The organism is Geodermatophilus sp. SYSU D01036 (assembly GCF_054050435.1).
Genome location: NZ_JBJGZJ010000003.1, coordinates 321,323 through 343,056, shown reverse-complemented (window position 1 = coordinate 343,056; position 21,734 = coordinate 321,323). Strand labels below are relative to the sequence as shown.

General features: G+C 76.6%; 20 protein-coding genes. 7 read left to right on the top strand and 13 right to left on the bottom strand.

The window, feature by feature from the left end; translation table 11 throughout:
- The 8 genes from mnhG to ACI8AR_RS06085 all read right to left on the bottom strand — a co-directional run.
- Positions 1-476, bottom strand: a 476-nt coding sequence (gene mnhG, locus ACI8AR_RS06120; protein ID WP_457050182.1) for a monovalent cation/H(+) antiporter subunit G, incomplete at its 3' end; no start/stop codon positions are given.
- Positions 473-775, bottom strand: coding sequence for a monovalent cation/H+ antiporter complex subunit F (locus ACI8AR_RS06115; RefSeq protein ID WP_457050181.1), 303 nt, complete (start codon positions 773-775; stop codon positions 473-475). The genes ACI8AR_RS06115 and mnhG, both read right to left, overlap by 4 nt.
- Positions 772-1,326: a Na+/H+ antiporter subunit E gene (locus tag ACI8AR_RS06110; RefSeq protein WP_457050180.1), complete on the bottom strand. Its 555-nt coding sequence runs from the start codon at positions 1,324-1,326 to the stop codon at positions 772-774. Before ACI8AR_RS06110 ends, ACI8AR_RS06115 begins: the two co-directional genes overlap by 4 nt.
- The gene (locus ACI8AR_RS06105) at positions 1,323-2,981 is read right to left on the bottom strand and encodes a Na+/H+ antiporter subunit D (protein ID WP_457050179.1); all 1,659 of its coding nucleotides are present in this window, start codon (positions 2,979-2,981) and stop codon (positions 1,323-1,325) included. Before ACI8AR_RS06105 ends, ACI8AR_RS06110 begins: the two co-directional genes overlap by 4 nt.
- On the bottom strand, positions 2,978-3,496 hold the full coding sequence (locus ACI8AR_RS06100; RefSeq protein ID WP_457050178.1) for a Na(+)/H(+) antiporter subunit C: 519 nt from the start codon (positions 3,494-3,496) through the stop codon (positions 2,978-2,980). The genes ACI8AR_RS06105 and ACI8AR_RS06100 overlap by 4 nt, the downstream gene beginning before the upstream one ends.
- Positions 3,493-6,360, bottom strand: coding sequence for a Na+/H+ antiporter subunit A (locus tag ACI8AR_RS06095; RefSeq protein WP_457050177.1), 2,868 nt, complete (start codon positions 6,358-6,360; stop codon positions 3,493-3,495). Before ACI8AR_RS06095 ends, ACI8AR_RS06100 begins: the two co-directional genes overlap by 4 nt.
- A gap of 117 nt (positions 6,361-6,477) precedes the next feature.
- Complete coding sequence (locus ACI8AR_RS06090) at positions 6,478-7,137, bottom strand: response regulator (RefSeq protein WP_456938459.1); 660 nt, start codon at positions 7,135-7,137, stop codon at positions 6,478-6,480.
- Positions 7,134-8,309: a sensor histidine kinase gene (locus ACI8AR_RS06085; RefSeq protein WP_457050176.1), complete on the bottom strand. Its 1,176-nt coding sequence runs from the start codon at positions 8,307-8,309 to the stop codon at positions 7,134-7,136. The genes ACI8AR_RS06090 and ACI8AR_RS06085 overlap by 4 nt, the downstream gene beginning before the upstream one ends.
- 185 nt (positions 8,310-8,494) lie before the next feature.
- Between ACI8AR_RS06085 and ACI8AR_RS06080 the strand changes: the two genes are divergently transcribed.
- Positions 8,495-9,202: a hypothetical protein gene (locus tag ACI8AR_RS06080; protein WP_457050175.1), complete on the top strand. Its 708-nt coding sequence runs from the start codon at positions 8,495-8,497 to the stop codon at positions 9,200-9,202.
- 92 nt (positions 9,203-9,294) lie between these two features.
- Here the strand turns inward: ACI8AR_RS06080 and ACI8AR_RS06075 are convergent, their stop codons facing one another.
- Positions 9,295-11,055, bottom strand: a complete 1,761-nt coding sequence (locus ACI8AR_RS06075) for an ABC-F family ATP-binding cassette domain-containing protein (RefSeq protein WP_457050174.1) — start codon at positions 11,053-11,055, stop codon at positions 9,295-9,297.
- A gap of 221 nt (positions 11,056-11,276) precedes the next feature.
- On the opposite strand from ACI8AR_RS06075, the gene ACI8AR_RS06070 reads away from it, so the two are divergent.
- Positions 11,277-12,050 (top strand): hypothetical protein, encoded by a 774-nt coding sequence (locus ACI8AR_RS06070; protein ID WP_457050173.1) that lies wholly within the window; start codon positions 11,277-11,279, stop codon positions 12,048-12,050.
- A gap of 41 nt (positions 12,051-12,091) precedes the next feature.
- On the opposite strand, the gene ACI8AR_RS06065 is transcribed toward ACI8AR_RS06070, so the two are convergent.
- From ACI8AR_RS06065 to ACI8AR_RS06055, 3 genes are read right to left on the bottom strand one after another with little or no spacing between them, the layout of a single operon-like run.
- Positions 12,092-12,994 carry a transglutaminase family protein gene (locus ACI8AR_RS06065; protein ID WP_457050172.1) on the bottom strand — a complete coding sequence of 301 codons (903 nt, stop codon included), beginning with the start codon at positions 12,992-12,994 and terminating at the stop codon, positions 12,092-12,094.
- Positions 12,991-13,941 (bottom strand): alpha-E domain-containing protein, encoded by a 951-nt coding sequence (locus tag ACI8AR_RS06060; RefSeq protein WP_456928357.1) that lies wholly within the window; start codon positions 13,939-13,941, stop codon positions 12,991-12,993. The genes ACI8AR_RS06065 and ACI8AR_RS06060 overlap by 4 nt, the downstream gene beginning before the upstream one ends.
- Complete coding sequence (locus ACI8AR_RS06055; protein ID WP_457050171.1) at positions 13,935-15,557, bottom strand: circularly permuted type 2 ATP-grasp protein; 1,623 nt, start codon at positions 15,555-15,557, stop codon at positions 13,935-13,937. Before ACI8AR_RS06055 ends, ACI8AR_RS06060 begins: the two co-directional genes overlap by 7 nt.
- Before the next feature lie 167 nt (positions 15,558-15,724).
- Here ACI8AR_RS06055 and ACI8AR_RS06050 point away from each other — a divergent pair, with 167 nt between their 5' ends.
- The 4 genes from ACI8AR_RS06050 to ACI8AR_RS06035 all read left to right on the top strand — a co-directional run bounded on the left by ACI8AR_RS06050 (position 15,725) and on the right by ACI8AR_RS06035 (position 19,171).
- On the top strand, positions 15,725-16,711 hold the full coding sequence (locus ACI8AR_RS06050) for a pirin family protein (RefSeq protein WP_456928355.1): 987 nt from the start codon (positions 15,725-15,727) through the stop codon (positions 16,709-16,711).
- Between the two features lie 117 nt (positions 16,712-16,828).
- Entirely contained in the window at positions 16,829-17,740 is a 912-nt protein-coding gene (locus ACI8AR_RS06045; RefSeq protein ID WP_457050170.1) for a DUF5996 family protein, read from the top strand.
- A 34-nt stretch (positions 17,741-17,774) separates the two neighbouring features.
- Positions 17,775-18,746: a pirin family protein gene (locus ACI8AR_RS06040; protein WP_457050169.1), complete on the top strand. Its 972-nt coding sequence runs from the start codon at positions 17,775-17,777 to the stop codon at positions 18,744-18,746.
- A complete protein-coding gene (locus ACI8AR_RS06035; protein ID WP_456938470.1) occupies positions 18,743-19,171 on the top strand; it encodes a PPOX class F420-dependent oxidoreductase in 429 nt (142 codons plus the stop codon). The genes ACI8AR_RS06040 and ACI8AR_RS06035 overlap by 4 nt, the downstream gene beginning before the upstream one ends.
- Positions 19,172-19,203: 32 nt before the next feature.
- Here the strand turns inward: ACI8AR_RS06035 and ACI8AR_RS06030 are convergent, their stop codons facing one another.
- Positions 19,204-21,273: a TPM domain-containing protein gene (locus ACI8AR_RS06030; protein WP_457050168.1), complete on the bottom strand. Its 2,070-nt coding sequence runs from the start codon at positions 21,271-21,273 to the stop codon at positions 19,204-19,206.
- 99 nt (positions 21,274-21,372) lie between these two features.
- Between ACI8AR_RS06030 and ACI8AR_RS06025 the strand changes: the two genes are divergently transcribed.
- Positions 21,373-21,732, top strand: a complete 360-nt coding sequence (locus tag ACI8AR_RS06025) for a Rieske (2Fe-2S) protein (RefSeq protein WP_457050167.1) — start codon at positions 21,373-21,375, stop codon at positions 21,730-21,732.
- The last annotated feature ends 2 nt before the right edge of the window (positions 21,733-21,734 follow it).

Genomic DNA, 21,734 nt, shown 5'->3' with positions numbered 1-21,734 from the left:
GTGGTAAACCCAAAAAAACCACCCCACCGCAACCCCGCCCCGCCCCGCCCCCCCCCCCCCCCCCCCCCCCCCCCCCCCCCCCCCCCCCCCCCCCCCCCCCCCCCCCCCCCCCCCCCCCCCCCCCCCCCCGGGTCCGCGTCCCGGCCGGCGTGCTCGGCCACCTCGTCGACGACCAGCAGGTCCCGGCGCACGTGCCGGCGCCGGTAGGCGATCCGGCTGACCATGTGCGCCGACAGCGGCGCGGTCAGCACCTGCAGCATCGCCACCAGCAGCAGCACCCACATCGCGGGCGTCCCGGCCAGCCGGATCGCCCCGCCCACCAGCACCAGCAGCAGACCGGTGACCTGCGGTTTCGTGGCCGCGTGGAGGCGGGTCAGCACGTCGGGGAAGTGCAGCAGCCCGAGCCCCGCGGTGAAGGCGAGGAACGACCCGAGCAGCAGGCAGACGGTCGCGACGACGTCGAGGACCGCGCTCACGGCCGCTCCTCCCTCGCCGGGTCCTCGCCTGTGGGCCGGTCGAGCACCATGCCGCCGACGTAGCGGACCACCGCGATCGCGCCGATGTAGCCCAGCAGCGACACGACGACGAGCACCGGCACCGTGGACGCGTCGCGGGACAGCGCCACGTGCACGCCGAGCCCGCCGGCCGTGATGACCAGCATCGCGTCGCCGGCCACGACCCGGTCCAGCAGCGACGGCCCGCGGGCCAGCCGCACCAGCGCCAGCAGCGCCCCCGCCCCGACCAGGCCGAACGCGACCACGGCCACCCAGTTCACCGCGCCACCTCCGCGGGCTCCCGGTCCAGCGCGGCGCGCTCGCGGGACCGGCCGAACGCCCGCACCACCCGGTCCTCCATGGCCAGCACCCCGGCGCGCTGGCGCTCGAGGTCGTCGCGGTCGCGGACCTCGAGCAGGTGGACGGCGAGCACCCGGTGCTCGCGGTCCAGGTCGAGCACCACCGAGCCGGGCACCAGGCTGAGCGCCTCGCTGATGACGGCGAGCAGCAGGTCGGAGTCGGTGCGCAGCTGCACCCGGATGACGGCGCTGCGCAGCGGCGGGCCCGGCCGCAGCGCGCGCCAGGCCACCTGCGCGCTGGAGACGGCCAGGTCGACGGCGAACACGGCGAGGAAGCGCAGCAGCGCGAGCGGCCGGATGCGGATGTTCTCCACCACCGCCGGGAGCGGCACCACGCGGGTGACGAGGACGGCGACCAGCACCCCGCCCAGCACGTTCGCCCACGACCAGGTGCCCCACAGCAGCACCCAGACCAGCACCAGCCAGACCAGCGCGGGCAGCTGGCGCAGCAGGTGGCGGGCGCGGTCGCTCACGGCTCCCCCTCCACGGCCGTGCGGTAGGGCTCGCGGTCGAGCAGGTCGGTGGCGGCGCGGCCGGCCAGGCCGTAGAGCGGGCCGGCCAGCGCGGTGAGGGCGACGGTCAGCGCCACCAGCGCCGCCGTCGCGCCGACCAGCACGCGCGGCAGCCGCTCCGCGGGCTCGCCCGGGTGCTCGTCGGGCTCCTCGGGTCCCTCGGACGCCGTCGCCACCGCCACCTGCCGCTGCCAGGCGGCCGAGGTCCGGGCGGCCCCGTTCCCCGACGGGCGGGCTCCGGCCCGCGGCCCCGCGTCGGCCGCCGCCGCGGCCGCGGTGTCGGCGCCGGGCTCCTGCGCCCGCGGCCGCCAGAAGGCGCGGGTCCACACCCGGGCCACCGCCAGCAGGGTGAGCAGGCTGGTCACCAGCCCGGCGCCGACCAGCACCAGCGCCAGCGGGCGGCCGTCGGCGACGCCGGCCTGCAGCAGCCCCAGCTTGCCGAGGAACCCCGACAGCGGCGGGATGCCGGCCAGGTTCAGCGCGGGCAGCAGGTACAGCACCGCGAGCAGCGGGGAGGCGGCGGCCAGGCCTCCCAGCCGGCGGATCGACGTCGACCCGCCGGTGCGCTCGACCAGTCCGGCGACGAGGAACAGCGTGGTCTGGACGACGATGTGGTGGACGACGTAGAACACCGCGGCGGCCAGCCCCGCGACGCTGCCCAGCGCGATGCCGAACACCAGGTAGCCGATGTGGCTGACCAGCGTGAAGGACAGGATCCGCCGCAGGTCGGTCTGCGCGACCGCGCCGAGGATGCCCACCACGAGCGTGGCCAGCGCCGCCGCCATCAGCAGGGTGTCCAGCGCGCCGCCGGGGAACAGCAGCGTCTGCGTGCGGATGATCGCGTAGACGCCGACCTTGGTGAGCAGCCCGGCGAACACCGCGGTCACCGGCGCCGGCGCGGTCGGGTAGCTGTCGGGCAGCCAGGCCGACAGCGGGAAGACGGCGGCCTTGATGCCGAACGCGATGAGCAGCAGCGCGTGCAGCAGCGTGCGGGTGCCCTCGGGGACCTCGGCCAGCCGCACCGACAGGTCGGCCATGTCCACGGTGCCGGTGGCCGCGTACACCAGGCCGATCGCGGCGAGGAACAGCAGCGACCCGACCAGGCTGACCACGACGTAGGTGATCCCGCCGCGCACCCGCGGCGCGGACCCGCCGAGGGTGATGAGCACGTAGCTGGCGGTCAGCAGCACCTCGAAGCCGACGTAGAGGTTGAACAGGTCGCCGGAGAGGAACGCGAACCCGACGCCGGCCATGAGCACGAGGAACGTCGGGTGGAAGATCGACACCGGCGCCTGCTCGCCGCCGTCGGCGGCGCCCTGGCCGACGGCGAACAGCAGCACCCCGAGGCCCACGGTGTGCGCCACCACGAGCATCAGCGCCGCCAGCCGGTCGACCACCAGCGAGATCGCCTGCGGCACCGGCCAGTCGCCGACCGCCACCGCGACCGCCCCCGACCGGTCGGCGAGGACCAGCAGGGTCACCGACACGCCCAGCACCGCGGCGAGCACCGCGACGCTCAGCGCCCGCTGGGTCCGCGTGTGGCGGCTGAGCAGCAGCGAGACGGCGGCGCCCAGCAGCGGCAGGACCACCGGCAGCGGGGCGAGGACGCGGATCACCGCGACCGCCGCCGGGCCGGGGGCAGGTCGACGTCGTCCGCGGGGGTGCCCGGCGGCGGCTGCCCGCGGCGCCGGGGCGGCTCGGCGTGGAACGGGCGCCGGTCCTCGGCGGCCAGCCGGTCCGGGTCGATCTCGTCGGGGTCCTCGCGGCCGGTGCGGCGGCCCTCCCGGGTGGCCAGCCGGCGGTCCTCCTCGTCGGCCTCCACCGCCTCCTGGCGGGCCAGCCGCCACGAGCGGTGGATCACCGCCAGCAGGAACGCCGAGACGCCGAAGGTGATGACGATCGAGGTGAGCACGAACGCCTGCGGCAGCGGGTCGGCGGTGTCGCCGTCGCCGCGGCCGAGCAGCGGCGCGCTCCCGGCCGGGCCCGCGGCGCTGATGAGCAGCAGGTTGGTGGCGTTGCCCAGCAGCAGGAAGCCGAGCAGCACCCGGGTGAGGCTGCGGTCGAGCAGCAGGAAGACCCCGGCGGCGTACAGGCCGCCGATGACCACGGGCAGGACGACGGTCGGCGTCACCGGGCCACCACCTCCCCCGGCGCGACCTCGACCGGGTCGTCCTCGTCCTCCTGGCGGTCGAGCTCGGCGCCGAGGCTGCGCAGCACGTCGAGCACCAGGCCGACGACGACCAGGTACACCCCGACGTCGAAGAACAGCGGCGAGACGAGCTTGACGTCGCCGAGGACCGGCAGCGTCCACTCCCAGTAGGTGGACTCGAGCTCCTGCCCGCCCAGCACGAGCGCGGCGACGCCGGTGCCGCCGGCCAGCAGCAGGCCCGCGCCGAGCAGCCGGCCGGGGTCCAGCGGGGCGGCCTCGCCGAGCTCGTAGCGGCCGCCGGCCAGGTAGCGCAGCACCAGCGCGAGCCCGGCGACCAGGCCGCCGGCGAACCCGCCGCCGGGGGCGTTGTGGCCGGCGAACAGCAGGTACAGCGAGAACACCAGGACGGTGTGGAACAGCATCCGGACGACGACCTCGAGCACCACCGACCGGCGCCGCGGGTCGAGCGTGCCGCCGGCGGCCAGCCACTCCCCGACCGGCGCGCGCCGGGACCGCCCGGCGGCCTGGTCCTCCCGCTCGGCCCGCTCGATGGCCCCGGTGCGCCGCCGCAGGAAGACCAGGCTGGCCACGCCGGTGGCGGCGACGATGAGCACCGATATCTCCCCGAAGGTGTCCCAGGCGCGGATGTCGACCAGGGTCACGTTCACGACGTTGTCCCCCTGCGCCTCCTCGGCGAGCCGGGCGTACTCGTCGGACACCGGGGCGGCGTCGCGGGCGGCCAGCGCCACGGCCGACACCGCGCCCATGAGCAGGCCGACGCCGGCGGCGAGCAGGCCGCGGCCGGTGCGCTCGCGGCGGCGGTGCCGCTCGGACACGTCCTTGGGCAGCTTCCGCAGCACCAGGACGAACGCCACGATCGTCACCGTCTCGACGAGGAACTGGGTGAGCGCGAGGTCCGGCGCCCCCGCGACCACGAAGAACACCCCCAGCCCGTAGCCGGTGACGCCGACGACCAGCGCCGCCGACAGCCGCTGCCGCACCCGCACCGCCATCGCCGCGGCCAGCAGCACCACGACGCCGACCAGCACCTGGACCGGGCTGTCCCAGGCCCGCCACTGCTCCGGGCGCTCGGCGACCGTGGTGAGCAGCGCGCCGGGCAGCAGGACGACCGCGGTGAGGATGGTGCCGAGGTAGGCCGGCAGCGACCCGCGCTGCGTCGTCCCGGTGACCAGGACGGCGAGCCGGTCGACGCCCTGCAGCACGTTCCAGTAGCCCTCGTCGGCCGACGCCCGGACCGTGAGCCGCCGCTGCACCCGGGCCACCGCCGCCCGCCCGGCGAACAGTGCCGCGCCGCCGAGCAGGGTGAGCGCCGACAGGGCCAGGGCCGGCTGCAGCCCGTGCCACAGCGCGAGCTCCTCGGCCTCCGGCGCGTACGCGGGCAGCCCCTCGGCATAGCGGCCGACGACCGGCTCGAGACCCTTCGCGAGGACGCCGCCCGCGAGGCCGAGGACGGCGAGGACGACGGGGGCGGCGAGGAACAGCGGCCCCGGCGGGTGCGCCGGCTCCGTGGCCGGCCGGCCGGGCTTGGTCGCGAACGCGCCCCACACGAAGCGCAGCGTGTAGCCGACGGTGAGCACCGACCCGAGCACCAGCCCGGCGAGGACCAGCAGCGCGGCGGTGCGGTCGGGCAGGCCGCCGTCGAGCAGCGCGGTGAACGCCGCCTCCTTGCCCACGAAGCCGAGCAGCGGCGGCAGCCCGGCCATCGACGCCGCGGCCAGGCCGGCGACCGCGGCCACCACCGGCATCCGGCGGCCGAGGCCGGACAGCTCGCGCAGGTCGCGGGTGCCGGTGGCGTGGTCGACGACGCCGACGGTGAGGAACAGCGTGGACTTGAACAGCCCATGCGCGAGCACCATGGCCAGCCCGGCGCGGGCGAGCTCGGCGCTGCCGGCGCCGACCAGCGTGGTGACGAACCCGAGCTGGCTGACCGTGCCGAAGGCGAGCAGCAGCTTGAGGTCGGACTGGCGCAGCGCCCGGTAGCCGCCGACCAGCATCGTGGCCACGCCCAGGCCGAGCACCACCGGCCGCCAGCCGGGCAGGTCGGCGGTGCCGGGCGCCAGCCGCGCGACCAGGTAGACGCCGGCCTTCACCATGGCCGCCGCGTGCAGGTAGGCGCTCACCGGCGTCGGCGCCTCCATGGCCGCCGGCAGCCAGAAGTGGAACGGCACCAGCGCGGACTTGGTCACCGCGCCGGCCAGCACGAGCAGCACCCCGGCGACGACCGCCGGGCCGCTGCCGGGGTCGGCGACGATCGCCGACAGCCGCGACGTGCCCGCGGCGTGCGCCAGCACGACCAGCCCGGCCAGCATCGCCAGGCCGCCGGCGGTGGTGAGCACCAGCGCCTGGGCGGCCGCCCGCCGCGCCGCCAGCGCCGTCCCCGACCCGCCGATGAGCAGGAAGGAGAAGACCGTCGTCAGCTCCCAGGCGACGTAGAGCAGGTAGACGTCGTCGGCGAGGACCAGCGCCAGCATAGAGCCGGCGAAGGCGGTCAGGCAGCCGGCCAGCCGGCCGGTGCCCTCGGCGTCCGGCTCCACGTAGCGGCTGCAGTAGAGGAGCACCAGCGCGCCGACGCCGGTGACCAGCCCGGCGAACACCAGCGCCAGCGGGTCCAGCCGCAGCGTCACCGACAGGTCGAGCGCGGGCACCCAGGGCACGGTCTCGCGGACGTCGTCGCCGGACGCGACCGCCGCCAGCTGCGCGAGCGTCCAGGCGAACCCGGCCGCCGGCACCAGCGCGAGGGCGAGGAAGGCGTTCCGCCCCCACCACCGCACCAGCACCGGCGCGGCCAGGGCGGCCAGCAGGTGCGCGAGCAGCAGTGCGGTCACGGGGCTCCCGGGTCGGCAGCGGAGGGGAGCACGCGACGACGGCGGTGCGGCGGCGTCGCCCCCTCGTGGGGGTACCGCCGCTCCCGCGCCGGGAAACCGACGGCGCGGAGAACCGGGTCACCTACCCGGCGTCACCAGGCCCGACTCGTAGGCGAACGCGACCGCCTGGACCCGGTCGCGCAGGCCCAGCTTGAGCAGCACCCGGCTGACGTGCGTCTTCACCGTCGCCTCGCCGAGGTACAGCCGCGCGGCGATCTCGGCGTTGGACAGCCCGGCCGCGACCAGCGCCAGGACGTCGGTCTCCCGCTCGGTCAGCTGCCCGAGCTCGGCGGCGCGGCCGGGGTCGGGCGCGGGCGCGGCGGCGAAGGACCGGATCACCCGCAGCGTCACGGCCGGGTCGAGCAGCCCCTGCCCGGCGGCGACGGTGCGCACCGCGGCGACCAGGTCCTCGGGCGGCGCCACCTTGAGCAGGAACCCGCTGACCCCGGCGCGCAGCGCGGCGGCCACGTACTCGTCCTCGTCGAAGGTGGTGAGGACGACGACGCGGGTGGGCAGGCCCGCCTCGACGATCCGCCGCGCGGCCTCCAGCCCGTCCATGCCGGGCATCCGGACGTCGAGCAGCACCACGTCGGGTGCGAGCTCGGTGACCACCCGGACGCCGCCGGCGCCGTCGCCGGCCTCCCCGACCACCTCGATGTCGGGCTCGGCCGCCAGCACCATCCGCAGGCCGGTGCGGATCATCGACTGGTCGTCGACCAGCACCACCCGGATCGTCACGCGCCCACCCCCGCGGGCGCGCTCGCCGGGGCGGGCACCGGGAAGCCGGCGCGGACCCGGTAGCCGCCGCGGACCGGCCCCACGGACAGGTCGCCGCCGGCGACGGCGACCCGCTCGCGCATGTGCAGCTGCCCGTGCCCGCCGGTGCCGGGGACCGGCGGCGGCACGGGGACCCGCGGCCGGCCGTCGTCGGTGACGGTCACGGTCACCCGGCCCGGCGTCCAGGCGACCTCCACGCAGGTGGCCGCGGCACCGGCGTGCCGGACCACGTTGGACAGTGCCTCCTGCACCACGCGGACGGCCGCGACGTCGACCAGCTGCGGCAGCTCGGCCGGCTCCCCGGTCACGACGAGCTGCACCGGCATCCCGCCGGCGCGCAGCTCGGCGAGGACGGCGTCGAGCCGGGACAGCGACGGCTGCGGCGCCGGGTCGCCGCCGCCGGACTCGCGGAGGATGCCGACCACCCGGCGCATCTCGTCGACCGACTCGCGGCCCAGCCGCTCGAGGCCGAGCAGCACGTCCTGCGCCTCGGGGTGGTCGGGCAGCAGCCGGCGCAGGCCGCCCATCTGCAGCACCATCACGCTCACCGCGTGCGCCACCGAGTCGTGCACCTCGCGGGCGATGCGCGCCCGCTCGGCCACCACCGCGGCGCCGGCCACCGCCTCCTGCTGCTCGGCCAGCCGCGCGGCGAGGACCTGCAGCTCGCGGGCCCGCTCGCGCGACTGGCGCACCAGCACGCCGACGCCCCAGGCGGTCCCGGTGACGACGAGGTAGAAGACGCTCTCCCAGGTCGACGGGCCCAGCAGCAGGCCGGCGAGCACGACGACGGCCGTCGCCGACCCGGCCGCGCGCAGCCCGCGGCGCAGCGGCAGGACCGCGGCGGCGTGCCCCACGAGGACGGCCATCGCGATGAGCTGGGCGCCGCCGGGCCCGGGCGTCCCGAGCGCGTAGTTGCCGAGCACGCTGAGCGCCCCGGTGACCGCGGCCGCCTCCGGCCACCGCGTGCCGAGCGCCACGACCGCACCGACGGCCACGCCCGGCAGCGCGGTGACCAGCGGGAAGCGGAACGTCTCCTCGGTCACCGTCTCCAGCACCGACAGCACGGCGAGCAGCGCGCCGAGGGCCGGCCACACGAGCCGGCGGGCGGAGGGGGACGACGTCCAGCGGGGCACGGCGAGCACGGTAGGGGCGGGGAGGCGCGGGCGGGATCCCCCGCGCGGCCGATGGGCACCCGCCGTCCCTCCTCCTCGCGGCGGAGGACGGTCGGTCCGCCGGGACGGACGTGCCGGAGGGCCCCGCGGCCGGAGAGTCCTCGCCGACGCACCGCAGACGGCGGTGCCTGGACCGACGAGGACCGATGACCACCACCCCGCTCCCCACCCGCACTCCCACCGCCCCCGAGGCGCGCCCGGCCCGCAGCGCAGGCTCGCTCATGCTGCCGATCGCCGGCGCCGCCCTGGTCGGCGGCTCGCTGCTCTACGTCGCCGGCATGGTGACCTCCCCGCCGCAGGACTCCCAGGCCGCGGCCGACTACATCGCGGCGCTGGGCCGCGACGAGGGCCGGACGACGCTGTCGGCGGTGCTGCTGCACTACGGCAACATGGCGCTGGCCCTGGCCTGGCTGGCCGTCCCGACGCTGGTGCGGGGCCGCCGCGGGCGCATCCCGGCCGTCGTCGGGGCGCTGATGTCCGCGATCGGCCTGGTCACCGTGGCCGGCTTCGTGCTCTACGACTACTGGACCGGGGCCATCGGCCGCGAGCTCGACCCGGCCACCGCCCTGGGCCTCTACGACGCCGTCGGGGCGAACCCGGGGGTCGCGGTCGTCGGCGTCCTGACGCTGTTCGGGCTCCTCGGCCCGATCGTCGGCTACGCGGGTCTCGCCCGCGCCGGGGTGACCGGCTGGTGGCTGCTGCTCCCGGCCGTCGGCTGCCTCGTGGCCTCCGCGGTGATCCCGTTCTCGCCGACGGTCCACGGTGCCCTCGCGCTGGTCGGCGCCGTCCCGGCGGTCGTCGTCGGCCTGCGGATGCTCGCCCGCACCCGCGCCGAGGCCGCCGTCGCCGCGTGAGCACGATCAGGTCAGCTGATCGTGCTGCGTCCTGGCTCACCGCCGACGGTGAGCCAGGACGCGCTCGCGTGAGCCAGGACGACGGCGCCGCGTCAGCCCTCGGCGAGCTCCGCGGCGGCCAGCCAGTCGGTCTCGACCTGGTCCTTCTCGGCCAGCAGGGTCCGCAGCCGGCCGTCGAGCTCCATGACCCTCGCGTGGTCGGTGGCCGCGGCGGCGAGCTCGGCGTGCAGCCGCTCCTCCTCCGCGCCCAGCTTCTCCAGCCGCCGCTCGAGCCGGGCGGCCTCCTTGCGGGCGGCGCGCACCTCGGCCGCCGAGGGACCGGCCGGCGCGTGCGCCGCGGACGCGCCGCCGGCGGGCGCGAGACCCGAGCCGGCCGAGGGCAGCGCGGCCTCCCCGGCGGCCCGGCGGGCGAGGTACTCCTCCACCCCGCCGGGCAGCGCGGCCAGCGAGCCGTCGCCCATCAGCGCGACCACCGAGTCGCACACCCGGTCGACGAAGTACCGGTCGTGGCTGACCACCAGCACCGTGCCGGGGAAGGAGTCGAGCAGGTCCTCGAGCTGGGTGAGCGTGTCGATGTCGAGGTCGTTGGTCGGCTCGTCGAGGAGCAGCACGTTCGGCTCGGCCATGAGCAGGCGCAGCAGCTGCAGCCGCCGCCGCTCGCCGCCGGAGAGGTCGCCGACCGGCGTCCACTGCCGCGACGCCGGGAAGCCGAACCGCTCGGCCAGCGACGACGCGGAGATCTCCTGGTTGCCGATCCGGGCGATCCGCGCGACCTCCTGCACCGCCTCGAGCACCCTCAGTCGGGCGGGCAGCTCGGTGACGTGCTGGGAGAGGTAGGCCGGGGCGACGGTCTGCCCGCGCACCACCCGGCCGCGGTCGGGCTCGGTCTCGCCGACCAGCAGCCGCAACAGCGAGGTCTTGCCGGCGCCGTTGACGCCGACCACGCCGATCCGGTCGCCGGGGCCCACGTGCCAGGTCAGGTCGCGGAACAGCGGCCGCGGGCCGTCGTCGGCGGGCACCGCGTAGTCGACGTCCTCGACGTCGTAGACGGTCTTCCCGAGCCGGCGGGCGGCGAAGCCCTTGAGCGCCATCGTCTCCCGGGGCGGCGGCTCGTCGGCGATCAGCGCCTCGGCCGCCTCGATCCGGAACCGCGGCTTGCTGGTGCGCGCCGGCGCGCCGCGGCGCAGCCAGGCCAGCTCCTTGCGCACCAGGTTCAGCCGCCGCTCCTCGGTCACCGCCGCGACGCGGGCCCGCTCGGCGCGGGCCAGCGTGTAGGCCGCATAGCCGCCCTCGTAGGCGTGCACCGCGCCGTCGGCGACCTCCCAGGTCTGCGTGCAGACCTCGTCGAGGAACCACCGGTCGTGGGTGACGACCACCAGCGCGCCGACCCGCCGCTTGACGAAGTCGGCCAGCCACGCGACGCCCTCGACGTCGAGGTGGTTGGTCGGCTCGTCGAGCACCAGCAGGTCCAGCGGCCGGATCAGCTGCGCGGCCAGCGCGACCCGCCGGCGCTCGCCGCCGGACATCGGGGCGACGGGCGAGTCCAGGCCGAGCCGGTCGAGCTCCAGACCGGTCAGGACGCTGCGCACGGCCGGGTCGGCGGCCCACTCGTGCTCGGCGGCGAACAGCGTCTGGGGGAGGACGACGTCGCGGACGGTCGCGCCGGGCGGCAGGGTGCCGGACTGGTCGAGGACGCCGACGGCGAGGTCGCCGCGCCGGGTGACCCGGCCGGAGTCGGGATCCTCGCGGCCGGTGAGGACGCCGAGCAGCGTGGACTTGCCGCTGCCGTTGCGCCCCACGACGCCGATCCGCTCGCCGGCGGCGACGCCGAGCGAGACGTCGTCGAGCAGCACGGTCGTGCCGTGTGCCTTGGAGACCCGCTCGAGGTTGAGCAGGTTCAGCGGGGCGCTCAGGGCCGGGTCCAGGTCATCGGACCCCCAGTATCCCCGGCTGCCCGCACGCCCCGGCCGCCTGGGGGCGGTCCGCTAGTGGACCCCAAGGCACCCGCAAGTGACGTCCGGAGAGTCATCGGCAGCACACCCCGGGTGTCCGGGGCGGACGAGCGGAGGACGACATGAGCATGACGGCAGCGGCCCACGACGCGGCGTTCCCGGGCCCGGCGCCGGCGGCACCGCGCCTGCGGGCGGTCCCGCCGCTGGCCGAGTCCGCCCCGGAGACGACGGCGCTGTGGTGGGCCCGGCTGCTCCGCCGCGGCCCCGGCGCCGTCGAGTACTCGCTGGTCGCGGTCAACTCCGACCGCTTCCCCGACGGCACCCCCGTCGACATGACCGCCGTCGACGCCCGCGGCCGCCGCCCCGCCGGCTGGCAGGTCGACGTCCGGCACCGCGCCTCCGACGGCCGGGTGGTGCGCATCGACGTCGCCGAGGAGCTGTCCGGGACCTGCCCGCCGATGTGGTTCGCCGAGGTGACCCACGCGGCCAGCGCGGTCCCCGCCGCCTCGCTCCTGGCCTTCCGCGGCAACGCCTTCCGGGCCGGCGCGGTCGTCCGCCCGCACGAGGTCGCCGCCGCCGGGGTGCGGATGACCGACCGGATCGCCGAGGTCCGCTGGTGGATCCGCTCCGGCCTGGTCGACGACGTCACCGTGGAGCCGGTGTACCGCGGCCGCGGCGTGGCCCGCACCCTGGTCACCGCCGCCGAGGGGCTGCGCTTCCTGCGCGGCTGGGCGCCGCTGCGCTCCGACGGCCGGCTCACCGACGCCGGTGCCGCGTGGCTGCAGTCGGCCCCGCCGGCGTGGCGGCCGCGGCTGGCCGACCGCAGCGAGGTGCTCCCCGACGCCGACGCCGAGGAGGAGCTCACCGGCGTCGCCCGGCTGCTCCGGGGCTTCTAGGCGAGGCGCTCCCGGGCGCAGGTCTCCCGGGCGAGGGGCTCCTAGGCCAGGCGGGTGACCTCCACGGTCACCGTGTGCCCCTCGCTGCGCGGGCCGGAGAAGATGCCGGTGAACGGCGGGACGTCGCCGTAGTCGCGGCCGCGGCCCAGGGTCACGTGCCGCGGCCCGATCGGGACCCCGTTGGTGGGGTCGGAGGCGCACCAGCCGCCGTCCCACCACTCCACCCAGGCGTGGCTCTCGCCGGTCACCGTCTCGCCGACGCCGGCCGAGGGGCGGGGGTGCAGGTAGCCGGAGACGTAGCGGGCGGGCAGGCCGAGCTCGCGCAGCAGGCCCACGGTGACGTGCGAGATGTCCTGGCAGACGCCCCTGCCCGCCGTCCACGCCTGCATCGCCGTCGTCCGCACCGACGTCGAGCCGGACAGGTACTCCATGTGCTCGCGGACGAACCGGCACACCGCGGGCCCGGCCAGGTGCGGCGGGGCGTCGCCGACGGCGGCCCGGGCGGCGCGCACCACCGTCGGGTCCATCGCGGTGCGGGGCGTGGGGGCCAGCAGCTCGCCGAAGCGGTCGCGGACCAGCCGGCCGCGGAGGGCGGACCAGCCCACGTGGTCGTGGTCGACGGCGTCGAGGCCGGCCTCCACGATCGAGGTGCCGGTGACCACCAGCTCCCGGTGCGGCGTGTGCAGGTCGAAGGCGGTGACCGTCGAGCCCCAGTAGTCGCGGTAGGCGAACGCGGTCGCGGCCGGCTCGATCTCGACCCGCGAGCGCAGCGTCGTCTGCCGGCCGCTGTTCTCCGGCGTCAGCCGGGCCTCGTTGTAGGAGGAGCGCACCGGCCCGCCGTAGCGGAACCGGGTGGTGTGCACGACCTGCAGCCGCCAGCGGTCGCCGGCCGGGCGCGGCGGCCGGCCGCCCGGGACCTGCACCTGGACCTGCGTCTGGCTCACGCGACCCCCTCCGGCACCCACACCTGCGGCGCCTGCTCGGTGAAGAACCGGCCGGTGACCGCCGCGCTGGCCAGCGAGCAGGTGCGCTGCAGCTCGTCGAGCCGCTGCGGCAGCCGGTCCAGCACCTCGGGCGGCGGCATGAACTCGAGCACCGTGCGCGCCCGGCCGACGATCCGGTGCGCCTCGCCGGCCACGCCGATGCGGGTGGCGTCGCGGACGGTGGAGCGCTCCAGCTCGGCCAGGCACGCCTCGGCCTGCTCCAGGGCGGCGAACACCGACCGCGGGAACAGCCGGTCCAGCAGCAGGAACTCCGCGGCGCGGCTGGAGTCGACGACGCCGCGGTAGGTGCGCAGGTAGGGCTCGTAGGCGCCGGTGGAGCGCAGCACCAGCGTCCACGACGGCGCGGCGTCCCCGGCCAGCACTCGGGTCGACAGCAGCCGCGCGGTCATGTCCACGCGCTCCAGCGAGCGGCCGAGGACGAGGAACAGCCAGGACTCGTCGCGGCTCATGGTGGAGTCGGCCAGGCCGAACACCATCGCCGAGCGCTCGCGGACGAAGCGGAACAGCGAGTGCGGCCCGTACCGGCGGGCCATCGTGCGCTGCTGCGGCAGCGCGTTGTGCGTGACGTTGAGCGACTCCCAGATCTCGGCCGAGAGCACCTCGCGGGCGCCGCGGGCGTTCTCCCGCGCCGCCGACAGCGCCCCGACGATCGAGCTCGGGCTGTCCCGCTCGAAGGCCAGCGTCGCCAGCACCCGCTCGGTGTCGGCCTCGTCCTCGGGCACGCCCGCGCCCATGAGGCCGAGCAGGTTCGCGCAGGCTCGCCGCTCGTCGATCCACGGGTCCTCGACCAGCCGCTGGGTGTGCACGTCGAGGATCCGGGCGGTGTCGTCGGCGCGCTCGACGTACCGGCCGATCCAGAACAGCGACTCCGCGATCCGGCTCAGCACTCCACGCCCTCCTGGGCGGCAGAAATGGCCATTTCTGCCGCTTGCTGCTGCTGTTGCTGGGACTGGCCGGCGACGGCGTCCTCGAACGGTCCGGGGTCCTGGCCGGGCGGGTCGCCGGGCAGGTCGGCGGCGGTGAACTCGATCCGGGTGCGCGCCGGCGGCTCGTCGGCCTCGGGCGCCGGCCGGGGCGGGCTGAACACCCAGGTGTCCTTCGAGCCGCCGCCCTGGCTGGAGTTGACCACCAGCTCGCCCTCGGGCAGCGCCACGCGGGTCAGCCCGCCGGGCAGCACCCACACCCTCTCCCCGTCGTTGACGGCGAACGGCCGCAGGTCGACGTGCCGCGGGGCGATCCGGCCGCCCACCAGCGTCGGCGACGTCGACAGCCCGATCGGCCGCTGCGCGATCCAGTCGCGGGGCCGTGCCCGGACCTTGACCGCCAGCTCGGCGAGCGTCGCCTCGTCGGCGCGCGGGCCGATGACGATGCCCTTGCCGCCCGAGCCGTCGACCGGCTTGAGCACCAGCTGGTCGAGGGAGTCGAGCACCCAGCGCACGGTGTCCTCGTCGTCGAGCCGGTGGGTCTCGGCGTTGTCCAGGACCGGCTCCTCGGCGAGGTAGTAGCGGACGAGGTCGGGCACCCAGGTGTAGAGCAGCTTGTCGTCGGCGACGCCGTTGCCGACGGCGTTGGCGATGGTCACCCGGCCGGCGCGGGCGGCGTTGAGGACGCCGGCGCAGCCGATCACCGAGTCGGGGCGGAAGTGCACCGGGTCGAGGAAGTCGTCGTCGATGCGCCGGTAGATGACGTCGACGCGGCGCTGGCCGTCGGTGGTGCGCATGCTCACCTGGTTGCCGGCGCACACCAGGTCGCGGCCCTCGACCAGCTCCACGCCCATCTGCCGGGCCAGCAGCGCGTGCTCGAAGTAGGCGGAGTTGTAGACGCCGGGGGTGAGCAGGACGACGGTCGGGTCGCTGACGTTGGGCGGTGAGGAGGCCTTGAGCGCCTCGAGCAGGCGGGTCGGGTAGCCGGCGACCGGCTCGATGCGGTGGTCGGCGAACAGCTCGGGCAGCACCTGGCTCATCGCCGCGCGGTTGGTGATGACGTAGCTGACCCCGGACGGCGAGCGCAGGTTGTCCTCGAGCACCCGGAAGTCGCCGGCCTCGTCGCGCACCAGGTCGATCCCGGCCACGTGCACCCGCACGCCGTTGGGCGGCACCAGCCCGTGCGCCTGCCGGTGGAAGTGCGCGCTCGTGGTGACCACGCTGCGCGGCACGACGCCGTCGGCGAACACCTCCCCCGCGCCGTAGACGTCGGCGAGGAAGGCCTCCAGCGCCTGCACCCGCTGGGCGACGCCGCGCTCGATCACCGCCCACTCGTCGGCGCCGATCACCCGCGGCACGATGTCCAGCGGGAACGGCTGCTCCTCGCCTGCGTGGGCGAAGGTGACCCCGGCGTCGCGGTAGGTCTGCGACAGCAGGTCCGCCCGCGCGGCGAGCTCCTCGCCGGCCATCGGCTGCAGCGAGGCGAACAGCCCGGCGTAGGCCGGCCGGGGCTGGGCCGGCCCGCCGAACATCTCGTCCCACTGCTCCCCGAGGGGATACCCGTCGAAGAGGTCCGCCATGAGCCGGAACCTAGTTCGGGCGTGTGTCGCGCGCGTTTCCGGACGGCGACGACGCGCCGGGCGGGTGTGCCCGGACCCGGTCACCACCCGGCGCCGGACGGGAACAACCCGGGCCCGCCCGGTGCTACGGTCGCTACTGGTTGAGAGCTCAACTGAGGAGGCCGGCCATGCCCGCCGTCACCGTCGAGGACACCACCACCCTGCCCCGCGTCCCGGTCCCCGCGCCGGGCACCGTGCGGCGCCGCACCCGCTCGGTGACCACGGCGCCGTCGGGCTTCGAGGGCGAGGGGTTCCCGGTCCGCCGCGCCTTCGCCGGGGTGGACCTGCGCGACCTCGACCCGTTCCTGCACATGGACCAGATGGGCGAGGTCGAGTACGCCCCCGGTGAGCCCCGGGGCACCTCCTGGCACCCGCACCGCGGCTTCGAGACCGTCACCTACATCATCGACGGCACCTTCGAGCACGCCGACTCGCACGGTGGCGGCGGCACGATCAGCAACGGCGACACGCAGTGGATGACCGCCGGCGGCGGCGTGCTGCACATCGAGCGGCCGCCGGAGCACCTGGTGGTCAGCGGCGGGTTGTTCCACGGCCTGCAGCTGTGGGTGAACCTGCCGCGGGCGCAGAAGTGGGTGCAGCCCCGCTACCAGGACCTGCGCGCCGACCGGTCGGTGCTGCTGGCCAGCCCCGACGCCGGCGCGTTCCTGCGGGTCATCGCCGGTGACGTCGCCGGGCACCGCGGGCCGGGCTCCACCTACACGCCGATGGCGATGGTGCACGCCACCGTCTCCCCCGGCGCGACGCTGGACCTGCCGTGGGACCCCTCGTTCAACGCGCTGGTGTACGTGCTCTCCGGCGCCGGCTCGGTCGGCATCGACGGGGCGCCGGTGCGCACCGGGCAGCTCGCCGTCCTCGGCCCCGGGGACACCGTGACGGTGCGCGGCGCCGAGCGGCAGGAGTCGCGGACGCCGGCGCTCGACGTCGTCGTGCTCGGGGGCCGGCCGATCCGCGAGCCGATCGCCATGTACGGGCCGTTCGTCATGAACACCCGGCAGGAGCTGCTCGACGCGTTCGCCGACCACCAGGCCGGCCGGCTCGGCAGCATCCCGGCCACGTACGCGCACGGCTCCGTGCGCGGCGAGACCGGGCAGTGAGCACCGGGCAGTGAGCACCCCGCGGTGAGCACCCGCGGTGAGCACGGCCCCAGTGGCGGCTTCCGCGCCGCCGCCGGGGCCTGCATGCTGGCCGCGACCGCCGATCGAGGAGCCCCCGTGTCCGTCTTCCCGCCGATCCCGCTGGCCGAGTGGGCCGACACCAAGGACACCCTCCACCGGTTCCTGCAGGTCGTGGGCAAGCTGCGGCTGGCCAACGCCCCGCGACGCAACCACTGGTGGCACGTCCCCTTCCACCTCACCGGCCGCGGCCTGACCACCCGGCCGATGGGCTTCGACCCGGTCTTCGCCGTCGACCTCGACCTGGTCGACCACCGGCTGGAGGTGGCCGTGGCCGACGGGCGGCGGACGTCGTTCCCGCTGCCCGGGCTGAGCGTGGCGGCGTTCTACCGGCAGCTGCTCGGCACCCTGTCGGCACTCGGCCTGCCCGCGACCGTCGAGCTGCCCGTCCCGTTCGACCTGGCCGACGGCACGCCGTTCGCCGAGGACGAGCACCACGCCGCCTACGACCGCGCCGCGGTGACCCGCTACTGGGTGGTGCTCGGCCAGGTGGCCCAGGTGCTCGAGGAGTTCGCCGGCCGCAGCTACGCCAAGACCAGCCCGGTGCACCACTTCTGGCACACCCTCGACCTGGCCGTCACCCGCTTCTCCGACCGGCGGGTGGAGCAGCCGGCGGCGGTCGACCCGGTCACCCGCGAGGCCTACTCGCACGAGGTGATCAGCGCCGGCTTCTGGTTCGGCGACGACCAGGTCCCGGAGCCGGCGTTCTACTCCTACACCGCGCCCGAGCCCGCGGGCCTGGCCGAGGAGCCGCTGCGGCCGGCGGCGGCGCGGTGGATCGACAGCCGCGGCGCGCACCTGGCGCTGCTGCCCTACGAGGACGTGCGGACGGCGGCGGACCCGCGCGCCACCGTCCTGGACTTCCTGGAGAGCGCCTACGCCGCCGGCGCCCGCCGCGCCGGCTGGGACCTGGCCGCGCTGCGCTGCCCGACCGCGCCCGAACCCCGCTGACCCTGCCCGCCGTCCGCCGTCCGGAGGTCCGCCCATGAGCAACACCGAGCCCCGTCCCAGCGCGCGGGAGGTCGGCGGCCTGGCCGACACCCCGGCCGGGCCGGCCCTCGACCTGCTGCCCGCCAAGGAGGTGCCGCTGGGTGCGAACACCGTCGTCCGGCGGCTGCTGCCGACGCTGGGCCGCCGGATGGTCGGCGCCTGGGCGTTCGTCGACCACTACGGCCCCGACGACGTCGCGGCGACCTCCGGCATGCAGGTGACGCCGCACCCGCACACCGGCCTGCAGACGGTGTCCTGGCTGATCCAGGGCGAGGTGCACCACCGCGACTCGCTCGGCAGCGACGTCACCTTCGGCCCCGGCCAGCTCGCGCTCATGACCGCCGGGTACGGCATCGCGCACTCCGAGCAGTCGCCGGTGCCGCACCCGCGGTTCCTGCACGGCGCCCAGCTGTGGGTGGCGCTGCCCGACGCCGCCCGCGACACCGCGCCGGCGTTCCAGCACCACGCGACGCTGCCCGGGTTCACCTCCGACGGGCTGACCGCGACGGTCCTCCTGGGCGCGTTCGGCGGCGCGGTGTCGCCGGGCACCGCGTACACGCCGATCGTCGGGGTCGACCTGGACCTGGCCGCGGGCGCCGACGTCGAGGTGCCGCTGGAGCCGGACTTCGAGCACGCGCTGCTCGGCGCCTCGGGCGGGGCCGACGTCGAGGGCGCGCCGCTGGCGCACGGGGCGATGGTCTACCTCGGCACCGGCCGGCGGTCGGTGCGGATCCGGACCGGGGCGGCCACGAGGCTGCTGCTGCTCGGCGGCGAGCCGTTCGAGGAGCGGCTGGTCATGTGGTGGAACTTCGTCGGCCGGTCCGGCGAGGAGATCACCGAGTACGCCGAGCGCTGGAACGACGGCGACCCGCGGTTCGGGGTCGTCGCCGGGTTCGACGAGGACCAGCGGCAGCTCGCCCCGCCCCTGCCGCCGGTGCCGCTCAAGGCCCGGGGGCGGGTCCGGTGACCGTGCACGACCGGCACCTGGCGTTCGTGGCGGAACACCAGATGGGCGTGCTGGCCACGGTCAAGCGCGACGGGCGGCCCCAGGTGTCCAACGTCGGCTACGCCTACGACCCGGAGCGGCGGCTGTTCCGGATCTCGGTGACCGACGACCGGGCCAAGACCCGCAACCTCCGGGCCGACCCGCGGGTCACCCTGCACGTGACCTCCCGGGACTTCTGGTCGTGGGTGGCCGTCGAGGGCACCGCGGAGCTCACCCCGGTCGCCGCCGACCCGCACGACGCCACGGTGGAGGAGCTGGTCGCCTACTACCGCGGCGTCTCCGAGGAGCACCAGGACTGGGACGACTACCGCCGGGCGATGGTGACCGAGCGGCGCCTGGTCGTCCGGTTCACCCCCGAGCACACCTACGGCCAGCTGCCCGGCTGACCCGGCCCGGCTCAGGCGGCGGGCGGCTCCTGTCAGAAGCGGCCGCCGCCGCTGCGGCCGCGGCTGCGCGAGCCGCCGAAGCTGCCGCCGCGCGGCCGCCCGCCACCCGCGCCGCCACCGAAGCCGCCGCCGAGGCCCCCGCCCCCGTGGCCGCGGCCGTGCCCACCGCCGAAGCCGCCGGCCAGGATGCCGCCGAGCACGAGGCTGCCGAGGTCCACGCCGCCGCGGCCGCCGCCGTAGCCGTACCCGGGCCCGTAGCCCGGCCCGTAGCCGCCGCCGTGCCCGCCGCCGAAGCCCCCGCCGTAGCCGGAGGACCAGCCGGCGACGTCGGCCTGCGCCAGCTGCAGCGCCGACTGCGCGAGCTGGTCGGCCAGCTGCGCCTCCCGCAGCGCGCCCTCGGGGTCGGTGCGCCCGGTGCCGACGGCGGCGTCGAGGTGGCGCTGCGCCTCGGCCAGCCGCGTGCGGGCCTCGGGGCCGACCGCGCCGCGCCGGGTGGCGACGAAGTCCGCCGCGGCGGCCACCGTCGAGCGGGCCCGCAGCAGCGTCTGGTCCAGTGCCGCGGCCGCCCGGCGGGCCCGGGTCTGCGCGTCGCGGGCGACGGCGAGCGCCTGCTCCAGCGCGACGTCGGCCTCCTCCAGCCGGCGCAGCGCGGTGAGCGGGTCGGGCAGCGCGCCGTCCGCGGAGCCCATGGCCTCCTCAGCGGCGGCGAGCCCCGCCTCGGCCCGGGCCACCTGCGGCCGCAGCCCGCCGGCGTCCCCCGCGGCCACCAGGGCGCGGGCCTCGGCGAGGTCCTCCTCGGTCTCGGCGCGGACGGCGGGCAGCCGGGCGGCGGCCTCCTCGAGGTCGCGCTCGAGCCGGGCGACGGCGTCGAGCAGCGTGCCGACCTGGGCCACCGCGCCCTCGGCCGCCCGCAGGTCGCCCACCGCCTCGCCGGAGCGGCCGGCGTCGAGCGCGGCGCGGGCCTCGGCGACCTCCTGCTCGGCGGCGGCCAGCCGCGCGCGGGCCTGGTCGAGGTTGTCGGCCACCGGCGCCAGCGCGGACGCCGCGTACCGCCGTTGCAGCCGGGTCATCCGCTGCTCGTCCTGCGGCAGCCGGCCGTGCAGCGCGGTGATCCGCGGGCCCAGCGCCTCCAGCGCCTGCGGGGCGGTGCGCTCGAGGTCGCGCAGCTGGTCGAAGGCCTGCGCCTGCTCGTCGAGCCGGGCGTCGGCGGCCGCGGTGAGCTGCAGGATCTCGCCCAGCACCCGCCGTCGCGTCGGCTCGTCCTCGGGCACCTCGTCGTCGAGCTGCTGGCGGAGCGTGAAGGCCCGGGTGAGCTCCTGCCGCGACTGCCCCAGCGCCTCGGTGAACCCGGCGACGGCGGCCTCGCCGTACTGCAGCCGGGCGAAGTCCAGGTCCAGCTGCGAGGTCTTCACCGCCTCGTCGAGGTCGAGCAGCGCGGCGCTGGCCCGGCCCTGCAGCTCCTCGGTGGGCACGCCGGCGTTCGGGTCGGGCCGCTCGATCCGCGTCGTCGCCGGGGGCTGCGCGCCCTGCCGGCGGCGCCGCGACCGCGCCACCAGCCAGGCGCCCCCGCCGACGACGGCGACCCCACCGACGACCGCGGCGGTGAGGGCCCCCGAGCCGCCGTCCGAGCCGGACCCGGAGCCCGCCGCGTCGCCCACGCCCTCGGCGAAGGCCACCCCGGCGCCGGCCCAGTCGTCGGCGCCGAGCTCGGGCTCGACGTCTCGCGCCAGGAAGTCCTCGATCTCCGCGTTGGTCTGCGGGAACGCGTCGTCGACCCAGTAGCCGTAGCGCCGGTCGTCCACGGCGACGGCGAACAGCACGTCGGTCGACCCGAGCCCGGACGCCTCCGCGGTGGCCTGCGCCCACGCGCCCTGGTCGACGCCGTCGAAGCTGGCCACGTAGACGACGAACGCCTGCGTGCCGTCCTCGGCCTGCCGCTCGTCGACCGCCTGCTGCACCTGCGCGAGGCCCCCGGAGCCGAGCACGCCGGCGCGGTCGGTCACCTCGTCGGGCACGTCGAAGGGCGGCTCGGCCAGCGCCGGGCTCCCGCCGGCGACCAGGACCGCGGTCGTGACTGCGAGGACCCCCATCAGCCGGCGCACGCTCCCGACCCTAGGTGGGTGATCGCTCCCCGGCCGGATAGGACGGGCGCGACCGGGTAGGGGGCGGTCGACCCGGACCCGGCCCGAGGAGGACCACCCGTGAGCGAGACCGACCGCATCCCCGCCGACCGGCTGCCCCCGGGGACGGTGGGCCGGGCCGGGAAGTGGGCCGTGGGCAACCGCGACGGCGAGTACTTCGCCGTCTCCCGTCGCTGCCGTCACCAGCTCGCCGACCTCTCCGAGGGCTCCCTCGACGAGAACGGCTGCCTGGTCTGCCCATGGCACCAGGCCCGCTACGACGTCCGCACCGGCGACATGGTCGAGGGCCCGCGCGGCTTCCTCGGCTACCACGGGCCCACGCCGGGCTACACCCAGTTCGTCCGCGGCTACGCGAGGGTGCTGCGGCTCCGGGTGAAGCGGGCGCTGCGCCGCGGCGACGACGTCGTCGTGGAGGACTGAGG

Coding starts and splice junctions, on each gene's coding strand:
- ACI8AR_RS06070 (WP_457050173.1), top strand. CDS start 11,277: ATGAGCATGACGGCAGCGGCCCACGACGCGGCGTTCCCGGGCCCGGCG.
- ACI8AR_RS06080 (WP_457050175.1), top strand. CDS start 8,495: ATGACCACCACCCCGCTCCCCACCCGCACTCCCACCGCCCCCGAGGCG.
- ACI8AR_RS06040 (WP_457050169.1), top strand. CDS start 17,775: ATGAGCAACACCGAGCCCCGTCCCAGCGCGCGGGAGGTCGGCGGCCTG.
- ACI8AR_RS06055 (WP_457050171.1), bottom strand. CDS start 15,557: ATGGCGGACCTCTTCGACGGGTATCCCCTCGGGGAGCAGTGGGACGAG.
- ACI8AR_RS06050 (WP_456928355.1), top strand. CDS start 15,725: ATGCCCGCCGTCACCGTCGAGGACACCACCACCCTGCCCCGCGTCCCG.